Below are 23180 nucleotides of genomic sequence, written 5' to 3'. Positions count from 1 at the left end.
GCAAAATTTGTATTAGCCAGACTGCAAAAATGCAGTTGCGTAATACGCGTATTTGATATTTAACGACTCCAGGATTCACCTTGACTGCCCCCTTTTCCGACCTCCCCCTAAAGCCCGCCCTGTTAAAAAACCTGGCGTCACTCAACTACACATCGATGACCGAGGTTCAGGCAAAGACACTCCCGGTCATACTCGACGGCAAAGATGTCATCGCACAGGCAAAAACCGGCTCCGGTAAAACGGCGGCCTTTGGTTTGGGAGTACTGCACAGGCTCAATGTTGATCGGTTTCGGATTCAATCGCTGATTCTGTGTCCCACACGGGAACTGGCCGACCAGGTTGCCCAGGAACTGCGCCGGCTGGCCAGGGCAATTCACAATATTAAGATTCTGACCCTGTGTGGCGGCATGCCTTTTGGCCCACAGATTGGCTCCCTGGCGCATGGGGCACACATTATTGTTGGCACACCAGGGCGTATCGAGGAACATCTGCGCAAGGGAACCCTGTCCCTAGAGCATGTCGACACACTCGTTTTTGACGAAGCCGACCGGATGCTCGATATGGGCTTTCAGGACGTTATTGATACGATTCTGGCGCAGTTGCCAGCTCGTCGACAGTCCTTACTGTTCAGCGCGACTTACCCAGATCAAATCGAGCGACTCAGTGCACGAGTGATGCAAAAGCCGGTGATGGTACGTATTGAATCCTCACACAGTGAGGAGGTGATCGAACAACGTTTTTACAAAACTGAGAGCTTCGACGATCGTCTGGAGATGACCCGCCGTATTCTACTCAGTGACAGACCGGTCAATACCCTGATTTTCTGTAACACCAAGCGTGAAACCGATGACGTCGCCAATGACCTGAAGCAAGCTGGATTCAATGTGCTGGCCCTGCATGGGGATATGGAACAGCGCCAGCGCAACGAAACGCTGATTCGCTTTGCCAATGGCAGCGCCTCTATTCTAGTGGCCACCGATGTGGCGGCACGGGGTCTGGATATCGACAAGCTGGATGCGGTAATCAATTTTCATATCGCCAAAGATCCGGAAGTACACACCCATCGCATCGGACGGACCGGCCGCGCCGGTGAACGCGGTTGCGCCTACTCCCTGTTTTCGGAGAAAGAGGGTCACAAACTGCTGCGTATGGATCTTACTCAGGACCCGCTGTCCGACCCAGATACACCACCACCTGCCAGTATCTTAACTGAAACGCCCTTTCAGGCACCTATGGCTACCTTACAGATTGATGGCGGCAAGAAACAGAAAGTCCGCCCGGGGGATATTCTCGGTGCACTGACCGGTGGTGATCGTCCGATCAATGGCAAAGATGTTGGCAAGATCAATGTCTTGGACTTGACGGCTTATGTTGCGGTAAAGCGAAACGTCGCAACAGAAGCACTGAAAAAAATTGAAAACGGTAAACTGAAAGGTCGTAAATTCCGGGTGCGACGTATCCGCGGGTAAGTTGTGTAATCTCCATTCACCACAACCGCACCTTGCTATCAAAGAATAATTTACACTCAGCCAATCTCAGAAAAAGATTGGTAGTTTGGTAAAAACCCTCTGCGGGGCGCTTAGCTAGACTTTTGCGCCCCACCGTCCCGAGTAAACAGACTAGAAGATCCCGAGCAGTACCTTTTTATCAATCGTCAATTATACTCGCTACACTGCAAAGTCTATTGAGCTTATCCCTTTAAGTCTTATCCCAGACAGTGTCTATTATGTAAGGATGACGGGCAACACTCTCTACTGAGTCAGTTCAATGATGAAAAATTTTATCCGCTCTGTAATGCTACTTGCACCCCTCGCATCATATTCAGTGTTTGCTGACAATTATGGGACTGCTGAAGAAGCCAAGGCCCTTCTGGAAAAAGTAGTCACCTCGCTAAAGACGGATGAGTCAGCGACCATCGATAAAATTAATAAAGGTGAGGGAGGGTTCAAAGATCGAGATCTCTACCCATTCTGTGTCAAGGCAGATGGCAGCCTTACAGCACATCCTGTATTCCATCCGAATCTTGATGAAAGAAACCTAAAAGCGGAAAGAGATATAATGGGAAAAGCTTTTGGAGAGGAGATGATTAAGAATGCAAAAGAGGGGCAAATCAGCAAGGTAACCTATATGTGGCCGCGTCCTGGTGAAACAAAGCCCGTACAAAAAACGGCATTTATTACTAAAGTTGGCGACCATGTATGCGGTGTGGGTTATTACAAAAAGTAATACTTCAAACCAGACCTGACTATTATCGGGTTGTTTATTACCGATCACCTTATAAGGTGATCTACTAGGCTTTAGTTAAACTCATCTGGCGAACACTTATTTCAATTGGATAGCGGAGGCAAATAAACTGAGCAACAATGCTCTAGTACCCAGCAATAATTTCAGTATTGTTATATCCGTTCATAATGAAAGCGGGTGTATTGCCCTTCTGATCAAAGAGATCTACCAAACCTTAAAAGATTTACCTCCCCGTGAAGTGATTATTGTGGACGATGGGTCGACAGATGATACAGTGGCAGAGGTATCAGCCATGATGACCCAGTACCCTACTCTTGAATTGCTTTGTCATCCCCATCGTTTGGGCCAGTCCGCAGGTATCGTTACCGGAGCCACAGCGGCCAGAGGAAAATGGATCGTATTTTCTGATGGCGATGGCCAGAATGACCCCAGATATATCCCCAAAATGTTTGCACAGCTGGCACAACCTCCACGTAAGCAACAACATAACCAACAACAGAAGCTAATGCTAGTCAATTGTGTGCGTGTTAAACGCAAAAGCAGCTGGTTGAAGAAAGCTTATTCCTTTTGCGCCAACTGGATACGTCGCTCAGTATTACATGACGACTGCACCGACTCAGGCTGTGGTCTAAAGCTTATCAACCGGGAGGTTTTCTTAGCCATACCACATTTTAGAGGTATGCACCGTTTTATACCGGTCCTCGTAACCCTGTATGGCTTCGAAAGAACTGAAATAGAGATTGTTGATCGCGAGAGATTCTCAGGGTGCTCAAAGTATACCAACACTTATCGAGCACTCTTCGGGATCTTTAATCTTTTTGGTGTTTATTGGTTAAGCAAAAGGCTCATCATTCCAACCACAACCGAGACGGTTAAGAAAGATAGCTCGCCTCAAAAAGACTCTAACAAAAACAACAGGGAACCAGGGGGCTTCTCCAGTTGAGCGCAACTCTGGCTGAATGGTGGGGCCAGGTTCAGACCATTGAAAAAGGCTGGCTAGTATTTGGCCTAGGCGCACAGATTATATTTTTCTTACGATTTGTAGTGCAATGGATTGCTAGTGAGCGCGCCCATAAATCCATTGTGCCAGAAGCCTTTTGGTATATCAGCTTAGTGGGTGGAGCGATGATGGTGATCTATGGTATTCACCGAGCCGATCCGGTTATTATTATTGGGCAATTTACTGGCATCTTTATTTATTGCCGAAATATATATTTGATTTTGCGCACCAAACAGCAATAAACCCTATTCATCTTAGCGGATATTTAGAACCACTCCACCAAATGTCAACACATAAAATCCGATTCCCGTAATCTTGCTTCCAAATAACTTAAAAACACATCAATTTTCTTGGAGTTTTTACGTTTTACTTTATAAAGAGCACCTACCATATTGTCCTCTCTTTTGATTTCTGGAAAAAGCTCAATCAGCTCTCCACTTTGTATGGCTTGCCTGCAGAAGTAGGATGGCAATATAGCAATGCCATTACCGTTTATTGCTGCGGCACGAGTATGAGAAGTTTTGTTAGAAATGAGATTTCCTTTAAAATGGTAGTACTTACCATCAAAAATCCATCCATCTTTCAATCCATTGAGCCTGGCCAGTAAAATATTTTGCTGACTCAGTGCCTCAATAGACGCCGGATAACCATTCTTATCAAGATACTCTGGTGATGCCACAAAAATTGGGGAAATATTGAACAGTGGTAAGCCATAAAACTGGCTATCCGGCATTGTCGCCCATACACGTACGGCGATATCAATATCATCTTCAATCATATCCAGAAGATGTGGGGTAAATATCAACTCAAGACTGTAATCAGGATAAGCCTTTTGAAAGTCATTACAAATCTGGCTAAATACATTCTCCCCCAATGTCTCAGGGAAGGTAATTCGCAATTTACCGCGATCGAGAGTCCCAAGCTCAGCAACCCGGTCCTCCAGTTCAGTAAAGGCATTGAGTATCTGTTGCCCCTGCTGATAAACAAGCCTCCCGGCATCTGTTATCGACACAGCCCTGGTAGTTCGGGTCAAGAGTACCTGGCCCAGCACCTGCTCCAGCTGTGCCAGTGTCTTGCTCACAGTTGGCGTCGATAAGCCCAAATGGCTACCGGCTTTACTCAAGGAGCCATGATCCACTACCGCACAAAAGACACTGATCAAGTGGTACTTATCATATTCCCGCCGCACCGACTATTTCCTTAAAGCTAATTATGACTTTCCGCTGATGATCTTTATTGAGATCGGCCAAATAGTAAACTTTAACCCCATACTAATCCACTCTGGAGATTAACCAATGAATCACTTAACTTGCCACTGCGGAGCTATTCACTACAAACTTTTCAACAGTTCAGCCGTACCACAGTCAAATAGATCAGTTAACTTTGTTGAGGCTTCAAACCCGGTCCTTATCGAAGACCCATCAAGACAGCTAAACACTTATACCTTTAAATACGGCCCTATAAAAAAGCATGCTTTCTGTAATCAATGTGGGGCAACCATTTATCAGATCGACAATCAAGGACAGTTACAACACGCTGTGCACCCTTGTCAGGGTTATCAGGCAGATTACAGAGGCATATTGAACTTTGGATTTTAATAGCTATGCCAATTTTCATAGTCCATTTGTCAGTGAAGATAGAAACATTTAATCCGCAACAATAACTCTCAATAAACCGTCTCAGGCTATACTGGATTGATATACCTCTCCGCTTACTTATTGCTATGTGGTTGGGGCAAGTTTTTATGGAAGTCGTCATATGGTTCAGGTAAGTCTACCAATAGCAAAAATGATCAATGCAAATACGGAAGAACCCAAGCAGATAAGAGACTTTGGCTAAGCAGGTTGACAATAATGGAGCCTACTATCGTCTTTATTCATGGCACTAACGCCGGCCCCTGGACAATGGAGAACTTCCATCAGTACTTTGAAGAAAAAGGTTTCCGCTGTTATAGCCCAAGCTATCGCTACCACGAAAATCTTGAAACTCAACAATCGCAAAAGCGCCTAAAGGGAATCAGCATCGCCGACTATGTTGTGGACATTGCATCATTCGTTAACGGCTTAAGCTGCAAACCTATCTTAATTGGCCATTCTCTGGGAGGTGTCATCGCACAAAAAATAGCCTCCATGGGCTTGACGGACGCAATAGTGCTGCTGAACGGAAGCGTCAACTGGGGGATACTGCCTACAACGAAGCAAGAACGCGAACTCGGCAAAATGTTTATGGCAGCCGGTAATTTCTGGGAAGACGTACTTTTACCAGACTTTGAGGCAATGGCAAAATTTGGGCTCAACAAGCTCAATAAGGAAGATCAACACCAAGTATTCAATCGTTTAGGTCCTGAATCTGGACGAGTACTTTTCGAACTTTTCTTCTGGATCTTTGACGACAACAGGACCACAAAAATTGATTATAAAAAGATTGACTGCCCTGTTTTGATGATTTCCGGCACCGACGATTTTGCACCCCCCCCTCCACAGCACGTTTTATTGCAAAGCAACAAAGTACAAAAACCACTTTTTATACTGCCGAAGGTTACGGCCACTACTTAATGCCGGAACCTGAATGGGATCGGGTTACAGAATTTTGTAGCAACTGGATGTTTCAGCAACTCAGATAAACAACTAGTAGCAGTGGCACTCAGGATAAAATTTACCAAGCTAACATCAGAAATGATTTAACACCAACATAATTACACAAAATAAATGGCAGCCCCACCATTCTCCGCAAATAAAATTCAGGCAACATTTTTTTGCCTTTCTTGAAGAGATTTTAACTCAAGAGCGCTGATTGATTTTAGCTTACATAAAACCTCCAACTTTTCGAGAAATAGCTTAGCCGCCTCCCTCCCCAATAAGTCTGAAATGATTTTTACTTTATAACCGTCATTCCCTACCAAATAAAAATCAAAGTATTCTTTTTTTCGATCATCTAAACCCTCATAGCCCGCATATTTTGTCATGTAAACACCATGTACATTGGACTTATCCAGAACTTTCTGCCCATGCTTCACCCACATCCAAGAGTAGCGACAAGTAACCTTATCTGCCCCTATATAGGTTTGGTAACATCTGACAGCACGACTCAACGCAGAGCCAAGGGGGAGTAATCCCGCTATTGCAAAGACAACAGCGAAAAAAAATGGAGCTTTCGTGAAGAATAATGCAATGCCAATAGCGCTAGCAATCACGCCTCCAACTAGTTGCATTACGGTTGGTATGCTAATAAGTATCTTCTGTCGAAACTGAATAGCGGTACCTAGTTCCTCTATCGACACAAGTTTTTTTAGCTCTTCAGAATAGTCTGTTCTTAATCGCCCTACCGGCACTTTAGCTATAATTTCATCATTTAAAGTATCAGCTTCTTGAAATTCATAGCCCTCGCAAAAGATTGGAACTTCGTAGGTACGAGTAAAGGTAATTCCCTGCATCCTGCCCTCGACATTCAGTCGCCACCAATCCCCCTCATCTCCCTCAATCTTCGATTCAGGTAAATTACCCTCGACTTGAATGGCGAAATAGACCCTTGAATAGCCATTGACTACCTCTAAATGACCCTGCCCTTGAGTCTCCCAATTTACGACATGTTGCAACCCAGAACCTTCTCCCTGGTTGTTTCTGTATGTTCGCACCTGCTGAAGTGAAAAATGAAAAGCCTGTTGACTAACATTAATTATTTTAGGGAACTGCAAATATCCAGAAAAAATACGACCTAATATACCTGGAAATGGAGTCACCACCAAAGGAACCTTTCCATATCGAACTTGTTGAATATTGCTCTTAAGAGGCCGGTAAAGTACATACAATAGAGAAACAGCAAAAAGTAAATATATTACCACATCAAGATCATGCACCCCTCTAGTTAACTTATCAACCGCAATATATAGACAAGGAATAACAACAGAACACAGAAGCATGATAAATAGCCATCCAGATAGCTGCCCGCGATGCTCTTCCGATAAAATTCCATTTACCTTCCACTCTTTTTTAAACAGATAGGAGGCAGTTTCTGAGCTAGGTTCATCATCTCTTTTTCTTACTACAGATGCACACATAACAATGAATGCGAAAAACATCACAGGCAAGCAAAAGAGGGTTAAAGGTACTACTTGTATCCACCTCAATCCCCGGTCAATCACTGCTTCAGCAGGATTATCAGGATTATACCACCCACTTATCCGCAACCCTCTTTCCCTGGCATTATTCAATCGATGGAAAATATTTATTTGATATTGTCCAAGATTATCAAAACCAGAATTGACACTTACCCGGTCATTCCAATAAGCCTTACCATCCACAACAAATTCGTATGCAGCAAAAGTTTGATAACTGACCGACCCCCCATCTCCCCAGCTTTCTGCCAGTTCAACCTCAAGAACCTCTGCAGTCATTGGCAACCAATCTCGCATCTTTATCGCATCTCGGACAGGACCAACTACCTCATATAGGAATGCAGCAAATGAAAAAACAAAGAATATACCCGCTATACCAAACAAATAAGGATTGAATGAAAAACTGAATTTTCCAAGCTTGCTCATTATAAGAGCCACTACTGCCCGCCCCCCCGCAACACACGGCCAGGTGATCTCTTCTGTGCCTGGCGCACTCTGCGTCCAATCAAAAGACTTATCCTCTTCCGCAATTGCTCAGCAGCTCCACGACCCGGGATAAAGCTTGCAACTAAAACATCTGTTCCGCACTTACCTCTAGCAAATATATTGAAGCATTCACGGGTTTGTTTTTTAGAGCTAGTGAGGTATCCAACTTTTTTCAACACTACCTCTCTAATAGATTCACGATTAATTTGATCATATTCTCTCGCCATGCCAAACCAAAGGTTCTTGCGTATTAAATGGTTCTGGGTAATTTGAACCTCTTTAACTGATAACACCGACGGGACCGACAAAATAAATAAAAAAATACTTATCCCAAACACTAAAAAAGAAAATTTTATTTCCGATATAACTAGCACACATCCAAGAAAAAGCATGAAAAATGCGAACCCTATCATCCACATACTCAACTTATAAAAAAATGACTTTTGCCTAATTACTACCGTGCCCCCTTGCATTTCCATATGTACTATGCTGGATAGCTCTTCGGAAAAATTCCTCAACGGCTTACCCACAGGAACATCAGTAGGAGATTCTTTACTTCCTTGAACAAAATCTGCCTTAAAATTTATATTCCCAGGAGTTTTGTCAACTTGGCTTTCTGTACTTTTATCCTCACACTCTTGACCCGCATCATTATGGTCAGAAGAATCCACATTAAATACTGGCAGCTCATACTCTCTCTCAAAGTGGTCACCTTGAAAACCACCACGAACATTTAAATACCAATACTCCCCATCCCCACAATAAATATCCGTATTTGATTCAGGCAATTTGTTTGGAACTTCGAAAGAGAAGTAGACCCTTATCCCAGAATTAGTAGCCTGATGCATTCCATTAGTTACGGCCTCCCAATTTACAAACTCCCTTCGACTCCTAATATCCCCGCCACGCTCAGTCAATCTTGTGAACTGCTTTAGTATTATGCGAATAGTATGCTCTCTAACTAACAGAGACTGGGGAAACTGAATATAGCCAGATACTTTTCCACCGACTCTACCTGGAAATGGATTAATGACGACAGACACACTTCCAAGCGCCTTAAATTTCCACCAGCTCTTAATTGGTTCAATGGCCAATAAACAAGCGATAATACCTAGGCTTAAGAAAAATAGCCCCGCATACTCTCCATTTAACAAGATCGTTAATCCTGCATAAGCAAAAACTGCACCGAGCAAAGCCGCCACGAACCCACTCCACAACTGCCCTTTCAGTACCCCTTTGGTTTCAGATGATACTCCCTCCGGTTTCCATTTGCTTTTTGCGATCCATGGTGTTTTTTTAACCAGCTCCGGGTCCTTTTCTTGTTCCCGAAAAATATATGCTCGATAAACGATTAAACCACTTAAAATAAATAGACAGCATAACAAGCCGGGAATAATAATTTTTGACCAACGTAGCTTCTTATCTAGGATTGAATCATAGGGATTATCTGGGTTAAACCATCCATTAAACGTGCGCCCCTGCCTCTTAAATTTCTGAAGAGTGCTATGCATATTTTCATGATAACGCTTTCCTCCAGAATCATCTGGTTCTGAGTGTATATCAACCCTATTACCCCAATAGGTTTTACCGTCTATATTAAATTCAAAGCTGGCAACAACTTGATAGAAAGTACTTTCATCATCCCAATAGATTTCTAGATCCACTTCAATTAGATGGGCATCCATTGGAAGCCAATTGAACATCCTAAGCTTATCAACTACCGGTGTGAGAGCCCATTGATATAGAAGGGTGCAAAATATAGCTTGATAGGCGATGAAAAATAGCAGTGATACTGGTGTGATCTTGGCTTTTTTGTTTTTCTGGTCATCCATGAAAAATACCTAAAACAACTTCAACGAGCAATTAAGCCCAAGGCTTTAACTGCGTTTGTTATATGGTAATTAATACATCAGCCAGCTGGATGATTTAAAATAAGATTAGGAAGGATATAAAACATATAAAGTGTACCTATTAAATAATGCACGACAACCGATTTTTATCGATGAATATTATCACGATCAGTGCTTATCAGATACTCATTGAAGGTTAACTTCTTATCTTAGAGTTCTCACCACCATCAACCGCTCCTCCGTCATATCCTGAATCGCCCAACGCACCCCCTCTCGGCCCAGACCTGAATCTTTCACGCCTCCGTAGGGCATATTATCTACTCGCCAACTAGGCACATCGCCAATCACTACGCCGCCCACCTCCAGGGTGTCCCAAGCTTTTGGGGCTCGATACAAATCACGGGTGAAGATCCCGGCCTGTAATCCAAATGTGCTGTCATTGACCTTTTTAAGTACTTCATCGATCATATAAGACCAGGGGGTAAATACCCGTACATGTCCCCACTCCAACATAGCACTACCTGCAGATGTACCTTTTTCAAGTACTAGTGGTTGTAGTCCTCGGGATAAAAATTGAGCCGCGGCGGCAATACGGATAGGACCGGCACCGATGACAATCACATCATGGACGTTTTTCATTGGTCATTACTCCTAAAAGAATCTCTAGTTACCATTGCTCAAAAGAGGAAGCTGTATAAATAGCCGGCTGTTACCGCCATACCTAAAACAACAGTCAAAAACGCAGCTATCATTTGGGTTTTGAAGATCGACTTCAGCAGTATCACTTCGGTCAGGCTGGCACCGGCACTACCAATAATCAGCGCCATCACTGAGCCCAGTGCCATACCTTTTTGTACCAGTCCAGCACTCAGTGGAATGACGGCCGAGGCGCGAATATAGAGAGGAATACCAATCACAGCGGCGATAGGAATCGCATACCATTTGTTTTCACCGGCGTAGGCCACGATCAGATCGGTAGGCACAAACCCATAAATAAAGGACCCGAGCGTGATACCAATCAGCAGGTAAGGTAGCGTTTTCTTAAAGTCCTTCCAGGTAGACAGCCAGATAGTGAACCAACGGCTAGGCTTCGCAGCCTCTGGCTGAGTTTTGTTTGCGCAAGTGTTTTTTCCTGACTGATTTACCGAGCAACTGCCAGCTACCGCCGTTTTTTCAATTCCAGGCCCTGTTACTGATGCAAGTAGAGGAGCCCCTTGGGCAGCAAAACTTGAAGTAGTTTCCCGTTCAGGCAAGCCACTACCCATCGCAGGCTGGGCCTCACTGTTCTTGGAGCCCGAGTTACAACCTCTGGACTCCAGGTAAGCTTCATCACGAACAAACCGTTCAAAGCCAAGCTTCTCCAAAAGAAACCCAGCCAAGACTGAGACTGCCATTGCAAGCGTGAAATAGAGGATGGCTACATTTAGCCCGAAAGTGACGACCAGCAGGCCAATAACTATAGGGTTTAGCAGTGGGCTGGAGAATAGAAATACCACTACTGGACCAAATCCGGCTTGAGCCCTTAACAAGCCTTTAATGAATGGGATCGTAGAGCAGGAGCAAAATGGAGTGATCACGCCGAGGAGTGCCGCAATAAGGTACCCCTTACCTCTTCGTGAACTCAGTGCCGCTTGAACCCTGTCAGGAGAAATGTACTCCTGCAACACCCCCACAAGGTAGCTGATTGCTAGAAACAACACTGTCAGCTCGACTGCGAGGAAGGCAAACATGTTGAGTGCCTCCTCCAGCATGGTGACTAACTCGACAGACATCGTAATTACTCCTCAAAAAAATAACTATATTTCTAGAATCATCGAATCATTAGGCGACGTCAAGTTATTTCTAGAAATATGGAAATATTGATTAGGGCCAAATCGTCTTAATCAATTTGGCAACCTTCCAGCCTCAGGTTTTGACCAAGCGGTCAACATGGTTGAGCCATTAGACTTAGCGAACAATGCTCTTAGGTTTGGCTATTTTCAGACGAAGAAAAATGGAACAAGCAGCCGATGTTTAGCTAGCAAAGGAGGGGAGATAAAAAGGAGCGTAGATAAATTGGGGGGACTGAAAGAAGGCTCGACAAGAGGGATTCGCCTCACTCCGGCTTACTACAGTTATCGGCCTGGCCTGCAAGGTCATCATTACAACATTCATCTTGTAAAAAATTGATAACTCCCACTAAGCGCTGATATTCAGCCACACAATACAGAGTGCGACTCTCGCGCCGCTGAGTGATCAAACCGGCAGAGACCAAGCTCGCGATATGGTGAGATAAAGTGGACCCAGGGATGTCGAGCTGCTCCTGGATGCTACCCACGGGAATCCCAGGGTTACCTGCTTTAACAATCTTTTTATAGATTAATAACCGGGTCGGGTGACCCAGCTCTTTTAAAGCTTTGGCTACCTCATCAATTCCCATTTCCACAACGCCCTAAATTCTAGATTTATCGAAATATAAACAATTGAGGGGCAAAGTGAAAGTTACTGGCTAGCACTCAGCAAAGTTCTGGGTATTTCCAATACGCACAGGAATACTGGAACTCAATTTTTCATGACTCTCGTTCGAGAGCCCTCGAGTTAAGAAGGCAATGTGCGCACCACCATCAACCGCTCCTCCGTCATATCCTGAATAGCCCAACGTACCCCCTCTCGTCCCAAGCCTGAATCTTTCACGCCACCGTAGGGCATATTGTCTACCCGCCAACTGGGCACATCACCAATCACTACGCCGCCCACTTCCAGGGTGTCCCAAGCTTTTTGGGCTCTATACAAATCACGGGTGAAGATCCCGGCCTGTAAACCAAATGCGCTGTCGTTGACCTTCTTCAGCACCTCATCGAAATCATCAAAAGGCTCCAGTATTGCGACAGGACCAAAAGCTTCCTGCTGCACTACGTTGCAGTCACTGGGAACATTCTCCATTAACGTTGGCTCAAGCATGGCGCCATCGCGGTTGCCACCGCATAGGAGTGTGCCCCCCTGCTCAACCCCTTCTTTAATCCAGTTATGCAATCTTGTCGCTTCGCCTTCGGAAATCATTGGCCCGATAAAAGTCTGCTCGGATTTTGGATCGCCTTTTTTAAGCTTCTTGGTGCGCTCCAGCAAGCGCGCCTTCAGATCTTCATACAAGCTGGAGTGCCCATAAATTCTTTGCACTCCGATACAGCTCTGGCCCGATTGATAAAAAGCCCCAAAGATTAAGCGCTCTACCGCATCCTCCAGGTCGGTATCACGATCGATCACACAGGCAGCATTGCCGCCCAACTCTAAAATCACTTTCTTGCGCCCTGCCCTGGCTTTCAAATCCCAACCAACGGCAGGAGAGCCGGTGAAGCTGAGTAATTTAAAGCGATCATCCACGGTAAACAGGTCAGCACCTTCGCGATGACAGGGCAGCACCGAGAAGGCACCCTTGGGCAGATCGGTCTCCGCAAGCACCTCTGCAATAATCAGGGCACCAATGGGTGTTCTACTCGCGGGCTTGAGCACAAAGGGGCAGCCGGCGGCAATGGCTGGAGCCACTTTATGGGCCGCGAGGTTAAGTGGAAAATTGAACGGTGAAATAAAAGAGCAGGCCCCCACGGGAACACGCTTAACAAACCCCCGGTAACCCGCGCTGCGCTTGGAGATTTCGAGATTCATAATCTCGCCATTGATACGCACGGCCTCTTCTGCCGCCACTCGGAAAGTATCAATCAAACGAGAGACTTCCCCGCGGGAATCGTGAATCGGTTTACCCGCTTCAACACACAGGGCCTCGGCCAGCTCTTCGAATCTTGTCTGAAAGCGCTGTACGCAATGATCCAAAACTTGCTGGCGCTTGTAGGGGGGCAGCGCAGCCATGGGCTTTTCTGCCAGCAGGGCCCAATCGATAGCGCTGTCGATCACCTTGGCATCCGCCATGGCAACCCGTGTTGCCACCTCGCCGGAGTACTTATCTGTCACCTCCAGCTCGGTATTGGCATAGACGGCTTCGTTGGCCAGGTAGTAGGGATATGCTTTCTGTAACATCGATGCCTCCAAGTGGCGTTCACGGTGAGCATCGACATCAGAACCCGCTCGATCAATCACGAGGGTATAGGTCACCCTGGGCCAGATAGCAACTGAGAGACTTGTGAAGACTTTGGTGGGTGGGACTTGGGCGAAGAGAGTTAGATAAGCGCCACCAAAACAGGCTTGATGGCGCTATAGAAGACTGTTATTTACTGGCCTATTTCTCCGTCAGCCACATGCCTTCGGGTTCGTAGTTGAACTTTTTATAGGTCTTTTTCTTGGTGGACGGGTTGTCCGACTTTTTGTCGATGTTATAGACAGTCCAATTCAACTCGCTGTGGTTGAACTCAATCACCGCATAACCATAGATATCGCTGACGAAATCCTTGATGTGAGGGTTATTCACCTGCACTCCGCCATTGAGCAGTGAAGTAAATACAGCACCCACATCGCGCCCTCTTTCCACCGTATCGTTCATATTCGGCGATGAGATTGATGGGGTCATCAGTTCAATGCCCACCAGGTTATCGTAGTTCCAGTTGCTGACCTTATTGAAGTTTACCTTCAGGTAAGAGGCGATACTGGTGTGCAGGTCTCCGGTCAACACAACAAAATTATCGACATTGCTGTCTTTAACACTGGAGAGAATTTTTTCACGCTCCCACTGGTAGCCATCCCAGGCATCGTAATTGGCAAAAACTAACGGCTGGCCGAGAGCAGTGCCGGCCAGTTGCGCCAACAGGGTCTGGTTGCCCCAGACTTTCCAGCGCGCATTTGAATTGACGATGCCATCAATTAACCAGTCGCGCTGGGTTTTACCCAGCATGGTCTGGGATTTCTTTTCGTAGTCGGTGCACCAATAGTTTTGCCAGGCGGTGCCGTCTTTGCAGGGCTCCTTGGTACGGTAGGTGCGGCTATCGGTCATATATAAATCGACCAGGTCACCAAACTGGAAAGAGCGATAGATCTGCAGGTAGTCAAAAGCATGGCTGGCCGCTTCATCGACCTTCACGCGCGCCGGCACATACTCAATCCAGGCTTGCTGTGCATCCCGGCGCAGCTGACGCAATTGCTCGGGGTTGTTGTCACCGGTTTGGTAGGGATGGGATGGTACGCCGAGGGTATCGCGATCGTAATCCCAGTAGGCGTTGTCTGCAGTTTCGTGATCATCCCAGGTGATGATAAAGGAATGCCTCTCCATCGCCCGCTGCAGGTTTTTATCCTTGCGGTATTCCCGGTAAATATGACGATAGTCTTCGAGGTCCATAGCCACCTTCGCACCGGAAGGCAGGCTCAGGGGATGGACAATAGCATCCTCAAAACCTTCGTACTGCGCGTACTCATAGATAAAGTCACCCAGGTGCAATACACAGTGCACGTCTTCATCTGCCAGATGGTTGTAGGCGTTGTAATAACCCGTGGTGTAATCCTGGCAGGTCACCACCGCCATCTTGATACTTTCCAGCCCGCCGGTCGGCAGGGTATGGCAGCGCCCGGTGCGGCTACATAAGGTGCCGTACTTAAAGCGATAGTAGTAACGCTGGTTGGGAGACAGATAGCCTTCCAGATCAATGTTCACGGTGTAGTCGCGATCCGCACTGATATCCTCGGCATGGATCTCGGCGCTCATCACCGGCTGGGTAAATGACTCATCCAGGGCCACATCTAAATACAGCGTTTGACCGGGCACAAAGGCGGCTGGGTTGATATGGGTCCAGAGCACCACACCCGTTTGGCTGGGATCGCCCGAAGCCACGGACAAATCGAAAATCAGGCCATCCTGATCGATGTCATAGCCCGATGGACTGCCGCTCAGATTAAAACGTGCGTAGGTTTCGCTACTGCTGGACGCTAAGGAGCGGACGGTAAATGGTGTGAGCAGCGCAAGCCCCATTGCCTGAACGAATGTGCGACGAGAGACGGTCATAACCCCAACTTCCTGTTGTTATTTTGAATTCGAATAATGTGAATTGGCGCGCATTCTATAGAAAAGCGTACCAACAAAGAAGTCGGTCTATTCTACGTAAAGTTACTTTTTGATGAAATTTTATCTACTAATGCGCCAAAAATGTAATGAATGTCACTTTTATCCGTTTTGACAGATGCGGTTGCACAGCTTAAGAAATCGACTGAAATTGTACTTCACTGCTCACTTTTTTCTCCATAAATGCTTCCAGCTCAAAGCAATTTCAGTGGCTAATAACTGTTCTACTGTATTAGAAACCCCTTCCACCGCAGGACAGACCCCATGCGAGATGTCGCCATTGTCGCCTACTGTAGAACCGCTATCGCCAAGGCGAGACGCGGCGCCTTGAATCAAACTCACGGCATTCCAATGGCGGCACACGTCATCAAGGAAGCAATAAACAGATCAGCCTTGGACCCGCAGGAAGTGGAAGATGTGGTGCTGGGCTGTGGACTACCGGAAGGAGCAACCGGCCACAATATTGCGCGCAATGCCGCCCTCTTTGCCGGCTGTGGCAGCGGGGTGCCCGGTATCACCATTAACCGCTATTGCGGCTCGGGCCTGAATGCGGCCTCAATCGTGGCGAATCGTATCGCCGCCGGGGAAATGCAGATCGGCGTTGCCGGTGGGGTGGAAAGTATCAGCCTCGTCCAGTTCAGCCTGAACCTGAATCACTTTGTCTATGAACCCCTGCAGCAGCAAATCCCCGCGGTCTGGTGGACCATGATCCAAACTGCAGATTTCGTCGCCAACAAATTTGCCATCAGCCGGCAGGCACAAGATGCCTATGTGGTGGAATCGCAAAAAAGAGTGGCAGAAGCCCACAAAGCGGGGAAATTTGCCGAGGAGATCGCCCCCTTTGAGACGGTCATGTCGGTATTGGATAAAGGAAGCGGTCAGGTCTCAGAAAAGACCGTACTACTTGCGGAAGACGAAGGCCCCCGCCCCGGTACCACGCTTGAAGGCTTATCGGCTCTGGAACCGGTCAATGCCGGCGGTACCGTCACCGCGGGCAACGCCTCACAGCTCTCTGACGGAGCCGCAGCGGTCGTCATGATGGATGCCGAGCTGGCTGCAAAAAAGAACTTGCCTATCCTGGGCCTGTTCCGCGGCATGCAGCTTGCTGCTGTGGCCCCCGAGGAGATGAGTATTGCCGTGGCGCCAGCTATCAAGCGCTTGATGACGCATCACAACCTCTCGATGGGCGAGATAGATCTGTGGGAGCTACACGAAGCCTTTGCCGTTACCACGCTCTATAACCAAGCGGAACTGGACACCCCGTGGGATATTACCAACGTGAATGGTGGTGCTATTGCCCTGGGGCATCCCTACGGCATGTCCGGTATTCGCTATTTGGGCTCTTCCCTGTTGGAGCTCGGGCGCAGAGATGCGCACAAAGCGATTATTGGAGTCTGTACCGCTGGTGGCATGGCTACTGCGGCTTATCTGGAGCGCTAAGCGGCTCGCTATTGGGGTTCGCAAGCGCCCTATTTCAGGCATTGCCAGTTTTCTGTATGGCATGCTGCCTCACAAGTCTGTAAATGCTGCTGGCCTTGCCTTGGCACTTTCTATTGGTACCTTCTCTTGGCGTCTTCTCTTGGCGTCTTACTCATCTCAACCTATCGTTTCTTCCAACCTATCGTTTCTGTGTTGCGCGGCCGTCATAGTCGTGCCCTACAGAAATAGACAGTAGCCCTACTGACCACCAGGTTAGCCTCACAGCTGGAGGAATAACCATGTTTAGGCTCAGAGAGAGCCATAGTCACGGCAAGAGTCACGGCAAGCCTTACCACGAGAGTCGCGACCAGAGCTACGAATATAGTGGCATAGTCAGTTGCGACTATTCATTGAGTTGCCCCTCGCTTATGCAGCCCCAAATCCCTGTCAAAGGTGAACTCCACCAATGATGGAGACAGTGCATGACGGCTTCACCTTCCTGTTCGCACAGAGCCGGGGCGCTCTGTTTATCATGTTCTGGATTGTGATTTTTCTGGAGCTCCCACGTTATATCTTCTCGTTTTTTACTGCGGTTTTCTTTTTCAGTTCGAGGATTGAGAAAGAGGTGGACCTGGAAAAAATCGGCAAAATTTCGGTCATTATTGCCGGTCATAACGAGGAGGAATCGATTGAGAAATGTGTGCACAGTCTCTGGGCCCAGAGCGTCAAACCCTATGAAATTATTGTGGTCAGCGATGGCTCCACCGATGGAACCAGAAAAGTCATGTCCAGCCTGCTCACCAGGGGACTTATTCAGGGGGCCCATGCGACAGAGCTTAGAGGTGGCAAGGCCTCCGCCCTAAACCTGGGAATACGCTTTTGCACCGGCGATATCGTCATCACCGTAGACTGTGATTGCTCCTTTGAACACCACACTATGAAGGAAGTGTTACTCCCCTTTGAAGACCCCAAAGTAGGCGTGGTATCCGGTAATGTCTTTGTGCGCAACCCCCACGACAACCTACTTACCGCCTTTCAAACCATCGAATACATTGTCAGTATTTCCCTGGGCAGGCATGCGCTGGCCATGATCCGCCAGATGTGCTGCGCCTCCGGTGCCTACAGCGGGTTCCGAAAAACCGCAATTGACCAGATTGGTGGCTTTGACTCCGGTGGTGGGGAAGACCTGGATATTACCTTCCGTCTGCGCAACTACGGCTGGGATATCGCCTTCGCCCCAGAGGCGATCTGCTATACCGATGTACCCACCAATATCCTGACCCTAATTCGGCAGCGGCTGCGCTGGGAGCGGGATGCGGTGCGTTTGCGTTACCGCAAGTACAACCACTTTATCAATCCTCTTAAGCGCCGAATAAAATTCGAAGAGTTCTTTCACCAGTTTGAGTTTTTGATTTTTAATGTGATCGCTGCAATCGCTTTACCGATCTATTTGGTCTGGCTGTTTGTGAGTTACGGCAGTAATGCCTGGTTTATTCTAATTGGTGCCCAAATAGTACTCATCATGCTGGATTGCCTTACCTTTGCTCTCGCGGCCTATGCCACCTACAAATTCAGTACTTTTCCACTCTGGCCCTTTCTTATTGGCTACAGCATCCTCTATGTCAACTTAATGCGTGTAGTGCGGCTCTATGCCTATGTACAGGAGTGGATCTTCAAAACTTCCTACGCGGATTCTTTCGCCCCTTCAAAAGTACACAAGGTGAGGGAATAGATTGCTTGGGAGACATCAGGAGCCGATGGTTATCACCCTTTTATCCTACTTTTTTGACTGAAACATGCCTCTATAGTCAATCTAGATGCCCGGTTTATAACTAATAGCAACATCTTTATTCCCTGTCCCTTCAACTCATAATACTTAGCCCAACCTACATCTCTCCTGCCAGCTGGCGCTTCAGCCCTCGTGGTCTATCGTTTTACTTAAGGCGAGATTTTACCCGCCAACCGTATGAACCAAGTACAAGCGGCGTCAGTTTGCCCCTTCTATAGGAGGGTTTGCCATCTCCTTTCTCACTGATGCATATAACTACTATCGCTGGCCCAGTGATTTTAATACGGTGCATCCAGGCATTGAGAAGTGTGATGCCCTGGTGATTGAGGAGCCCATGACTCCGCAATGTATTGAAAAGCTCTGGAACAGCCAGATAGGTCTGCACCTGCTGCCGGTGATTGACTTAACGGGCACACTGGGAAACAGGGCGGATCTGGATGCCTCCAATACCCTCAAGGCAGACCCAGTGGAATATGGCAAGCTGATCGACTCTTTTAACTTCCGTCGCTCCCAGCTGCACCCGGACTTTCAAAACCCCCAGAACGATGACGACAAAATCCTGGCCCGAATTTTTGTCTCTGGGGTAAGTTTGACTCCAAGTTACCAGCCAGACTCGCGCTCCACGGTGTCTTTCAACACCCTGTTAGATTCCGAAACGGTGCTGCACGAATGCGAAAAAATGATGACGGCCGAACTACTGGCCGGCAGCTTTTTTGACCGCCGGCATATTTGTAACGGCTGCAGTGCCTCTCAATTTAATGTGCGGGAAGAGTGCCCGGAATGCCGATCACCGAATTTAAGGGAATCCTTCTACCTGCATCACTTTAAGTGTGCCTATTTAGGGCCGGAGGATGACTTCCGCCAGGGAGAATACTTGATCTGCCCCAAGTGCAGAATGGAGATGAGCCATTTCGGCAGTGATTACGACAAGCCCGGTACCATTTTAATCTGCAATTCCTGCGGCAAGTCCAGTTCAGAAACAGAAGTGGGCTTTTTATGCCTGAACTGTGACACCCATATTGATGGTGACTCGGTAAAAACCGGGGATATCTTTAAATATAGCCTCACCGAAAAAGCGGTTCACTACCTACACGCCGGCCATGCGTTTCTGGAACTCACCCAGCAGAGCCCCATTTTTGCCGGGCTTCCCTTCGAGCTGATAGTGGTCTTAAACAAAGAACTGAAGAAGTGGAAAAACGAAGAGAGCGAATTCGCCCTACTCTGCATCAAATACGAAAATGAATATCTGGTGGAGCAAGAGCACGGCAACCGCCAGTTCTTTCACAGTCGCAATCAGTTTTTCCAGAGCCTAAGCCACTCCTTGAAAAAAGTCATGAAGGGAGAATACCCGGTTACCGCAGCCAAAGGCAGGCTGGAAGATTTTATCCTGGTGAGCCATATCAACCAGAAAGACCTGTACACCTTTAGTGAAGAGGCCGGTCAGAAAGCGGCGAGCTCACTCCGCCTGGATGTGGAACCTATCCTGCAAGTCTTCGGCCCAGAGGACCTGAGTTAATGTGGGAGCAAATTCACGACGGCTATTACTACCTGATCTCCCAGAGTTACATAACGCTATTTCTGATGCTCTGGGTGTTGGTTATTTTCGAGATTCCCCGCTATCTTTTTTCATTTTTTACTGCCTTAACATTTCTTCGAAAAAAATCGGAGTTTGAGGTAGATATAGAAAGCTTGGGCAAAGTGTCGGTAATTATTGCCGGGCATAACGAGGAAGATGCCATAGAGAAGTGTGTGCGCAGCTTATGGGAGCAGAGCCGCCCTCCCAATGAGATTGTAGTAGTGAGCGATGGCTCTACAGACGGCACAAGAAATATTTTACGTCGCTTATTAAAAGAAAGGCTTATTCATGGAGCACATTCAACAGAATTACGCGGAGGGAAGTCTTCTGCCGTAAATCTAGGGGTACGATTTTGTAGCGGAGATATCATTATAAATGTGGACTGCGACTGTTCCTTTGATTATCACGCAATCAGGAATATCTTATATCAATTTGACGACCCGAAAATAGGGGCAGCATCTAACAGTATCCTAGTGCGCAACTGGGGAGTGAACCTAATTACAATATTTCAAGCCATTGAATATAGTATTAGCATCAGCCTTGGAAAACACGCATTGCTTATGTTAGGGCAGGTAACCTGCGCCTCGGGGGCTTTCAGTGCATTTAGAAAAGCAGCTCTCATGCAAGCTGGCGGCTGGGATTCCGGCGGAGGGGAGGACCTGGATATCACATTGCGCTTACGCCATTATGGCTGGAAAATTGGATTTGCAGCCGATTCTATTTGTTATACCGATGTTCCCACCAGTCTGGTAGCGCTGGTTCGGCAGCGGTTTCGCTGGGAGCGGGACGCTATCCGCCTGCGTTACAGAAAATACCGCCACTTTATCAACCCTCTTGAACACCGCATTAGACCCAAAGAGTTATTCCACCAATTTGAGTTCCTGCTCTTTAATGTAATCGCCATCTTGGTGCTACCAATTTATCTGGCCTGGCTATTTTTTACCTATGGAACTAACGGGTGGTTTGTTTTAATAGCAGCCCAGATGATCCTTATGATAATGGACATTATTACCTTCACTCTAAGCGCTCTCTCCACACCAAAATTTAAGGCAACCCCCATTTGGCCTTACCTGCTGGGGTACAGTATTTTGTACGTTAACCTGATGCGCATTGTCCGGCTCTATTCTTACACTCAAGAGTGGATATTTAAAACCTCCTATACCGACACCTATTCACCTTCGAAAGTGCATCGTGTTCGGGAGTAAGTAGTATGAGAACTATACGAAAACATATCCGCCCGGATAATATGGCCAGTGAGGTCCGCCCCCACCACAGCGCCTTAGGGCGGCGCATCTATATCGGGGTATTGATATTATTTGCCCTGGGCATTCTCCGCTATTTGTTTGGGGATTTGTTTATCCTGAAAGGGGATGGGCTGGTCCTCAGGGATTATGCGGCCGTAGAGATGGGTTACATTACTAAAGTGACCGCAGTGGAAATCGATGAGGGGGAGGCGGTTAAAGAGGGGCAACTACTCCTTAAAATAGAATCCATGCAATTGCTGGAGCGCCTGGCAGATCTCTCCAGCCGCCAAGCCAACCTGATACAAATTTCTGCCGAGTTTACCCTGCTTTCCGAGACTGCCAAGCAACTTCTGGTACCAGCAGAACACCGCAAGCAAGAGATAGAGGAAATCCTGGCGCGAATCAATAAGCTGGCCGACAAGGGTTTTGTCAGCAAGATTACCTATCAGGAGGTTCTCAGGGATAATTTTGAAGCAGGCCAGGAACTGGTGAAGATTCAGGTAGAGAGTTCCACACTAGACCAGAAAAGAAAGGCCGTAGATGCAGCGATTGAGGTAGCCGGTAGAGCGTACAAGAGGTTAAAAGAGCACTATGACGATGGCCAAGTACACAGCCCGGTGACAGGCATAGTCGGGGCTACGATTCCCTCCGTAGGGGATGTCTACAGGGAGGGGGAACCATTAATGCAAGTGTATTGGGGAGAACCCTATGTCCTTGCCTATATGCCCCGCCGCTATCTGCTCGCAATCCGGCCCGGGATGGTTGTCACCCTTAAGAGTGGGCGTTACAAAGACAAAGGTGTGATCTCTGAATTACTGCCAATTTCCGATCAGCTACCGGAAGAGTTTCAGAATACCTTCAAACCCCAAGAGCGCAACCAGCTCGCCAAAATTGTACTCTCAGACCCGGAAAAATTTCCTCTGTCTGAAAAAGTGAAAGTCACCCTGGAATTAAACTGGAAGGATATCTTTGTAGAGAATTTTATGGATTAGTGACCATTACCGATTGATAAGCGTTTAATTTAGTGCTCACCGCGCTGCAGATTTGCTCAGAGCACTTCTCAGCCATTCAGGTAGACTTATTTTTTCCTTAGTTTCAACCGATAAGGTGACATAGGTAATCGTCGCAGTAAAAGCCAGCTGGTCGGGATTAAGGTAGGCTTTCACCTCAAGAGTAAAAGATTGGTTGCCGACCCTGGATACGCTGACCTTTATTTCTAACTCCTGATCCCAGGTAACCGGGGTAAGAAACTCCAAATTAAAGGCCCGCACCGGGGTCACAAATCCCCGCTGCTGCATCGTGGTGATAGCCGGCCCACCAAAAAGATCCGACAGTGCATCATGAGTGGCTTCCAGGGCAAAGTTCGAAAACCTGGGGGTATAGACAATGCCCGCTGGATCGCAGTCCCCAAACAAAACCTTGCGTCTGACGGTTATCATTAGATTTTCCCTCTACCAAAAGCCCGGCCAGCATTCTATTCC

The 23180-nt window shown here is 47.2% G+C and carries 20 protein-coding genes; 11 read left to right on the top strand and 9 right to left on the bottom strand.

The genetic code is table 11. The annotated features are described in order from the left end of the window. Positions 1–80 precede the first annotated feature (80 nt). From dbpA to FIU95_RS09355, 4 genes are all read left to right on the top strand, one after another. A complete protein-coding gene (gene dbpA, locus FIU95_RS09370) occupies positions 81–1469 on the top strand; it encodes an ATP-dependent RNA helicase DbpA (protein WP_152453526.1) in 1389 nt (462 codons plus the stop codon). A gap of 298 nt (positions 1470–1767) precedes the next feature. Continuing rightward, positions 1768–2226, top strand: a complete 459-nt coding sequence (locus FIU95_RS09365) for a cache domain-containing protein (protein ID WP_216646329.1) — start codon at positions 1768–1770, stop codon at positions 2224–2226. 85 nt (positions 2227–2311) lie between these two features. Next, positions 2312–3187 carry a glycosyltransferase family 2 protein gene (locus FIU95_RS09360; protein ID WP_152453525.1) on the top strand — a complete coding sequence of 292 codons (876 nt, stop codon included), beginning with the start codon at positions 2312–2314 and terminating at the stop codon, positions 3185–3187. After that, entirely contained in the window at positions 3184–3486 is a 303-nt protein-coding gene (locus FIU95_RS09355; RefSeq protein WP_216646328.1) for a lipid-A-disaccharide synthase N-terminal domain-containing protein, read from the top strand. The genes FIU95_RS09360 and FIU95_RS09355 overlap by 4 nt, the downstream gene beginning before the upstream one ends. 44 nt (positions 3487–3530) lie before the next feature. Here FIU95_RS09355 and FIU95_RS09350 read toward each other — a convergent pair whose 3' ends face one another. Beyond that, the gene (locus FIU95_RS09350) at positions 3531–4433 is read right to left on the bottom strand and encodes a LysR family transcriptional regulator (protein WP_152453524.1); all 903 of its coding nucleotides are present in this window, start codon (positions 4431–4433) and stop codon (positions 3531–3533) included. A gap of 664 nt (positions 4434–5097) precedes the next feature. Between FIU95_RS09350 and FIU95_RS09345 the strand changes: the two genes are divergently transcribed. Next, positions 5098–5799, top strand: coding sequence for a carboxylesterase (locus FIU95_RS09345; RefSeq protein ID WP_152453523.1), 702 nt, complete (start codon positions 5098–5100; stop codon positions 5797–5799). Between the two features lie 185 nt (positions 5800–5984). Here the strand turns inward: FIU95_RS09345 and FIU95_RS09340 are convergent, their stop codons facing one another. From FIU95_RS09340 to FIU95_RS09310, 7 genes are all read right to left on the bottom strand, one after another. Further along, the gene (locus FIU95_RS09340; RefSeq protein ID WP_152453522.1) at positions 5985–7784 is read right to left on the bottom strand and encodes a DUF3592 domain-containing protein; all 1800 of its coding nucleotides are present in this window, start codon (positions 7782–7784) and stop codon (positions 5985–5987) included. Between the two features lie 11 nt (positions 7785–7795). Next, complete coding sequence (locus FIU95_RS09335; protein WP_152453521.1) at positions 7796–9676, bottom strand: DUF3592 domain-containing protein; 1881 nt, start codon at positions 9674–9676, stop codon at positions 7796–7798. 222 nt (positions 9677–9898) lie between these two features. Continuing rightward, entirely contained in the window at positions 9899–10333 is a 435-nt protein-coding gene (locus FIU95_RS21455; protein WP_253869018.1) for an aldehyde dehydrogenase family protein, read from the bottom strand. A gap of 38 nt (positions 10334–10371) precedes the next feature. Beyond that, positions 10372–11466 carry a permease gene (locus FIU95_RS09325; protein ID WP_152453520.1) on the bottom strand — a complete coding sequence of 365 codons (1095 nt, stop codon included), beginning with the start codon at positions 11464–11466 and terminating at the stop codon, positions 10372–10374. A gap of 323 nt (positions 11467–11789) precedes the next feature. Further along, positions 11790–12113: a helix-turn-helix transcriptional regulator gene (locus FIU95_RS09320; protein ID WP_152453519.1), complete on the bottom strand. Its 324-nt coding sequence runs from the start codon at positions 12111–12113 to the stop codon at positions 11790–11792. 158 nt (positions 12114–12271) lie between these two features. Continuing rightward, the gene (locus FIU95_RS09315) at positions 12272–13705 is read right to left on the bottom strand and encodes an aldehyde dehydrogenase family protein (protein ID WP_152453518.1); all 1434 of its coding nucleotides are present in this window, start codon (positions 13703–13705) and stop codon (positions 12272–12274) included. Positions 13706–13904: 199 nt separating this feature from the next. Beyond that, a complete protein-coding gene (locus tag FIU95_RS09310) occupies positions 13905–15614 on the bottom strand; it encodes an alkaline phosphatase (RefSeq protein ID WP_152453517.1) in 1710 nt (569 codons plus the stop codon). 321 nt (positions 15615–15935) lie between these two features. Here FIU95_RS09310 and FIU95_RS09305 point away from each other — a divergent pair, with 321 nt between their 5' ends. The 6 genes from FIU95_RS09305 (at position 15936) to FIU95_RS09285 (ending at position 22691) form a co-directional block, all read left to right on the top strand. After that, a complete protein-coding gene (locus tag FIU95_RS09305) occupies positions 15936–17111 on the top strand; it encodes a thiolase family protein (protein WP_152453516.1) in 1176 nt (391 codons plus the stop codon). 278 nt (positions 17112–17389) lie between these two features. Next, complete coding sequence (locus FIU95_RS21120) at positions 17390–17560, top strand: hypothetical protein (protein WP_172975362.1); 171 nt, start codon at positions 17390–17392, stop codon at positions 17558–17560. After that, positions 17557–18822 carry a glycosyltransferase gene (locus FIU95_RS09300; RefSeq protein ID WP_152453515.1) on the top strand — a complete coding sequence of 422 codons (1266 nt, stop codon included), beginning with the start codon at positions 17557–17559 and terminating at the stop codon, positions 18820–18822. Before FIU95_RS21120 ends, FIU95_RS09300 begins: the two co-directional genes overlap by 4 nt. Before the next feature lie 343 nt (positions 18823–19165). Then, a complete protein-coding gene (locus tag FIU95_RS09295) occupies positions 19166–20395 on the top strand; it encodes a hypothetical protein (RefSeq protein ID WP_152453514.1) in 1230 nt (409 codons plus the stop codon). Continuing rightward, positions 20395–21660, top strand: coding sequence for a glycosyltransferase family 2 protein (locus FIU95_RS09290; RefSeq protein WP_152453513.1), 1266 nt, complete (start codon positions 20395–20397; stop codon positions 21658–21660). The genes FIU95_RS09295 and FIU95_RS09290 overlap by 1 nt, the downstream gene beginning before the upstream one ends. A 5-nt stretch (positions 21661–21665) precedes the next feature. Beyond that, positions 21666–22691: an HlyD family secretion protein gene (locus FIU95_RS09285; RefSeq protein WP_152453512.1), complete on the top strand. Its 1026-nt coding sequence runs from the start codon at positions 21666–21668 to the stop codon at positions 22689–22691. A 36-nt stretch (positions 22692–22727) separates the two neighbouring features. Here the strand turns inward: FIU95_RS09285 and FIU95_RS09280 are convergent, their stop codons facing one another. Beyond that, on the bottom strand, positions 22728–23138 hold the full coding sequence (locus FIU95_RS09280; protein ID WP_152453511.1) for a thioesterase family protein: 411 nt from the start codon (positions 23136–23138) through the stop codon (positions 22728–22730). Between the last annotated feature and the right edge of the window lie 42 nt (positions 23139–23180).

It is taken from the genome of Microbulbifer sp. THAF38, assembly GCF_009363535.1.
GTDB lineage: Bacteria > Pseudomonadota > Gammaproteobacteria > Pseudomonadales > Cellvibrionaceae > Microbulbifer.
The sequence above is the reverse complement of the archived record's forward strand: the minus strand, read 5'-3'. Positions and strand labels throughout refer to the sequence as shown.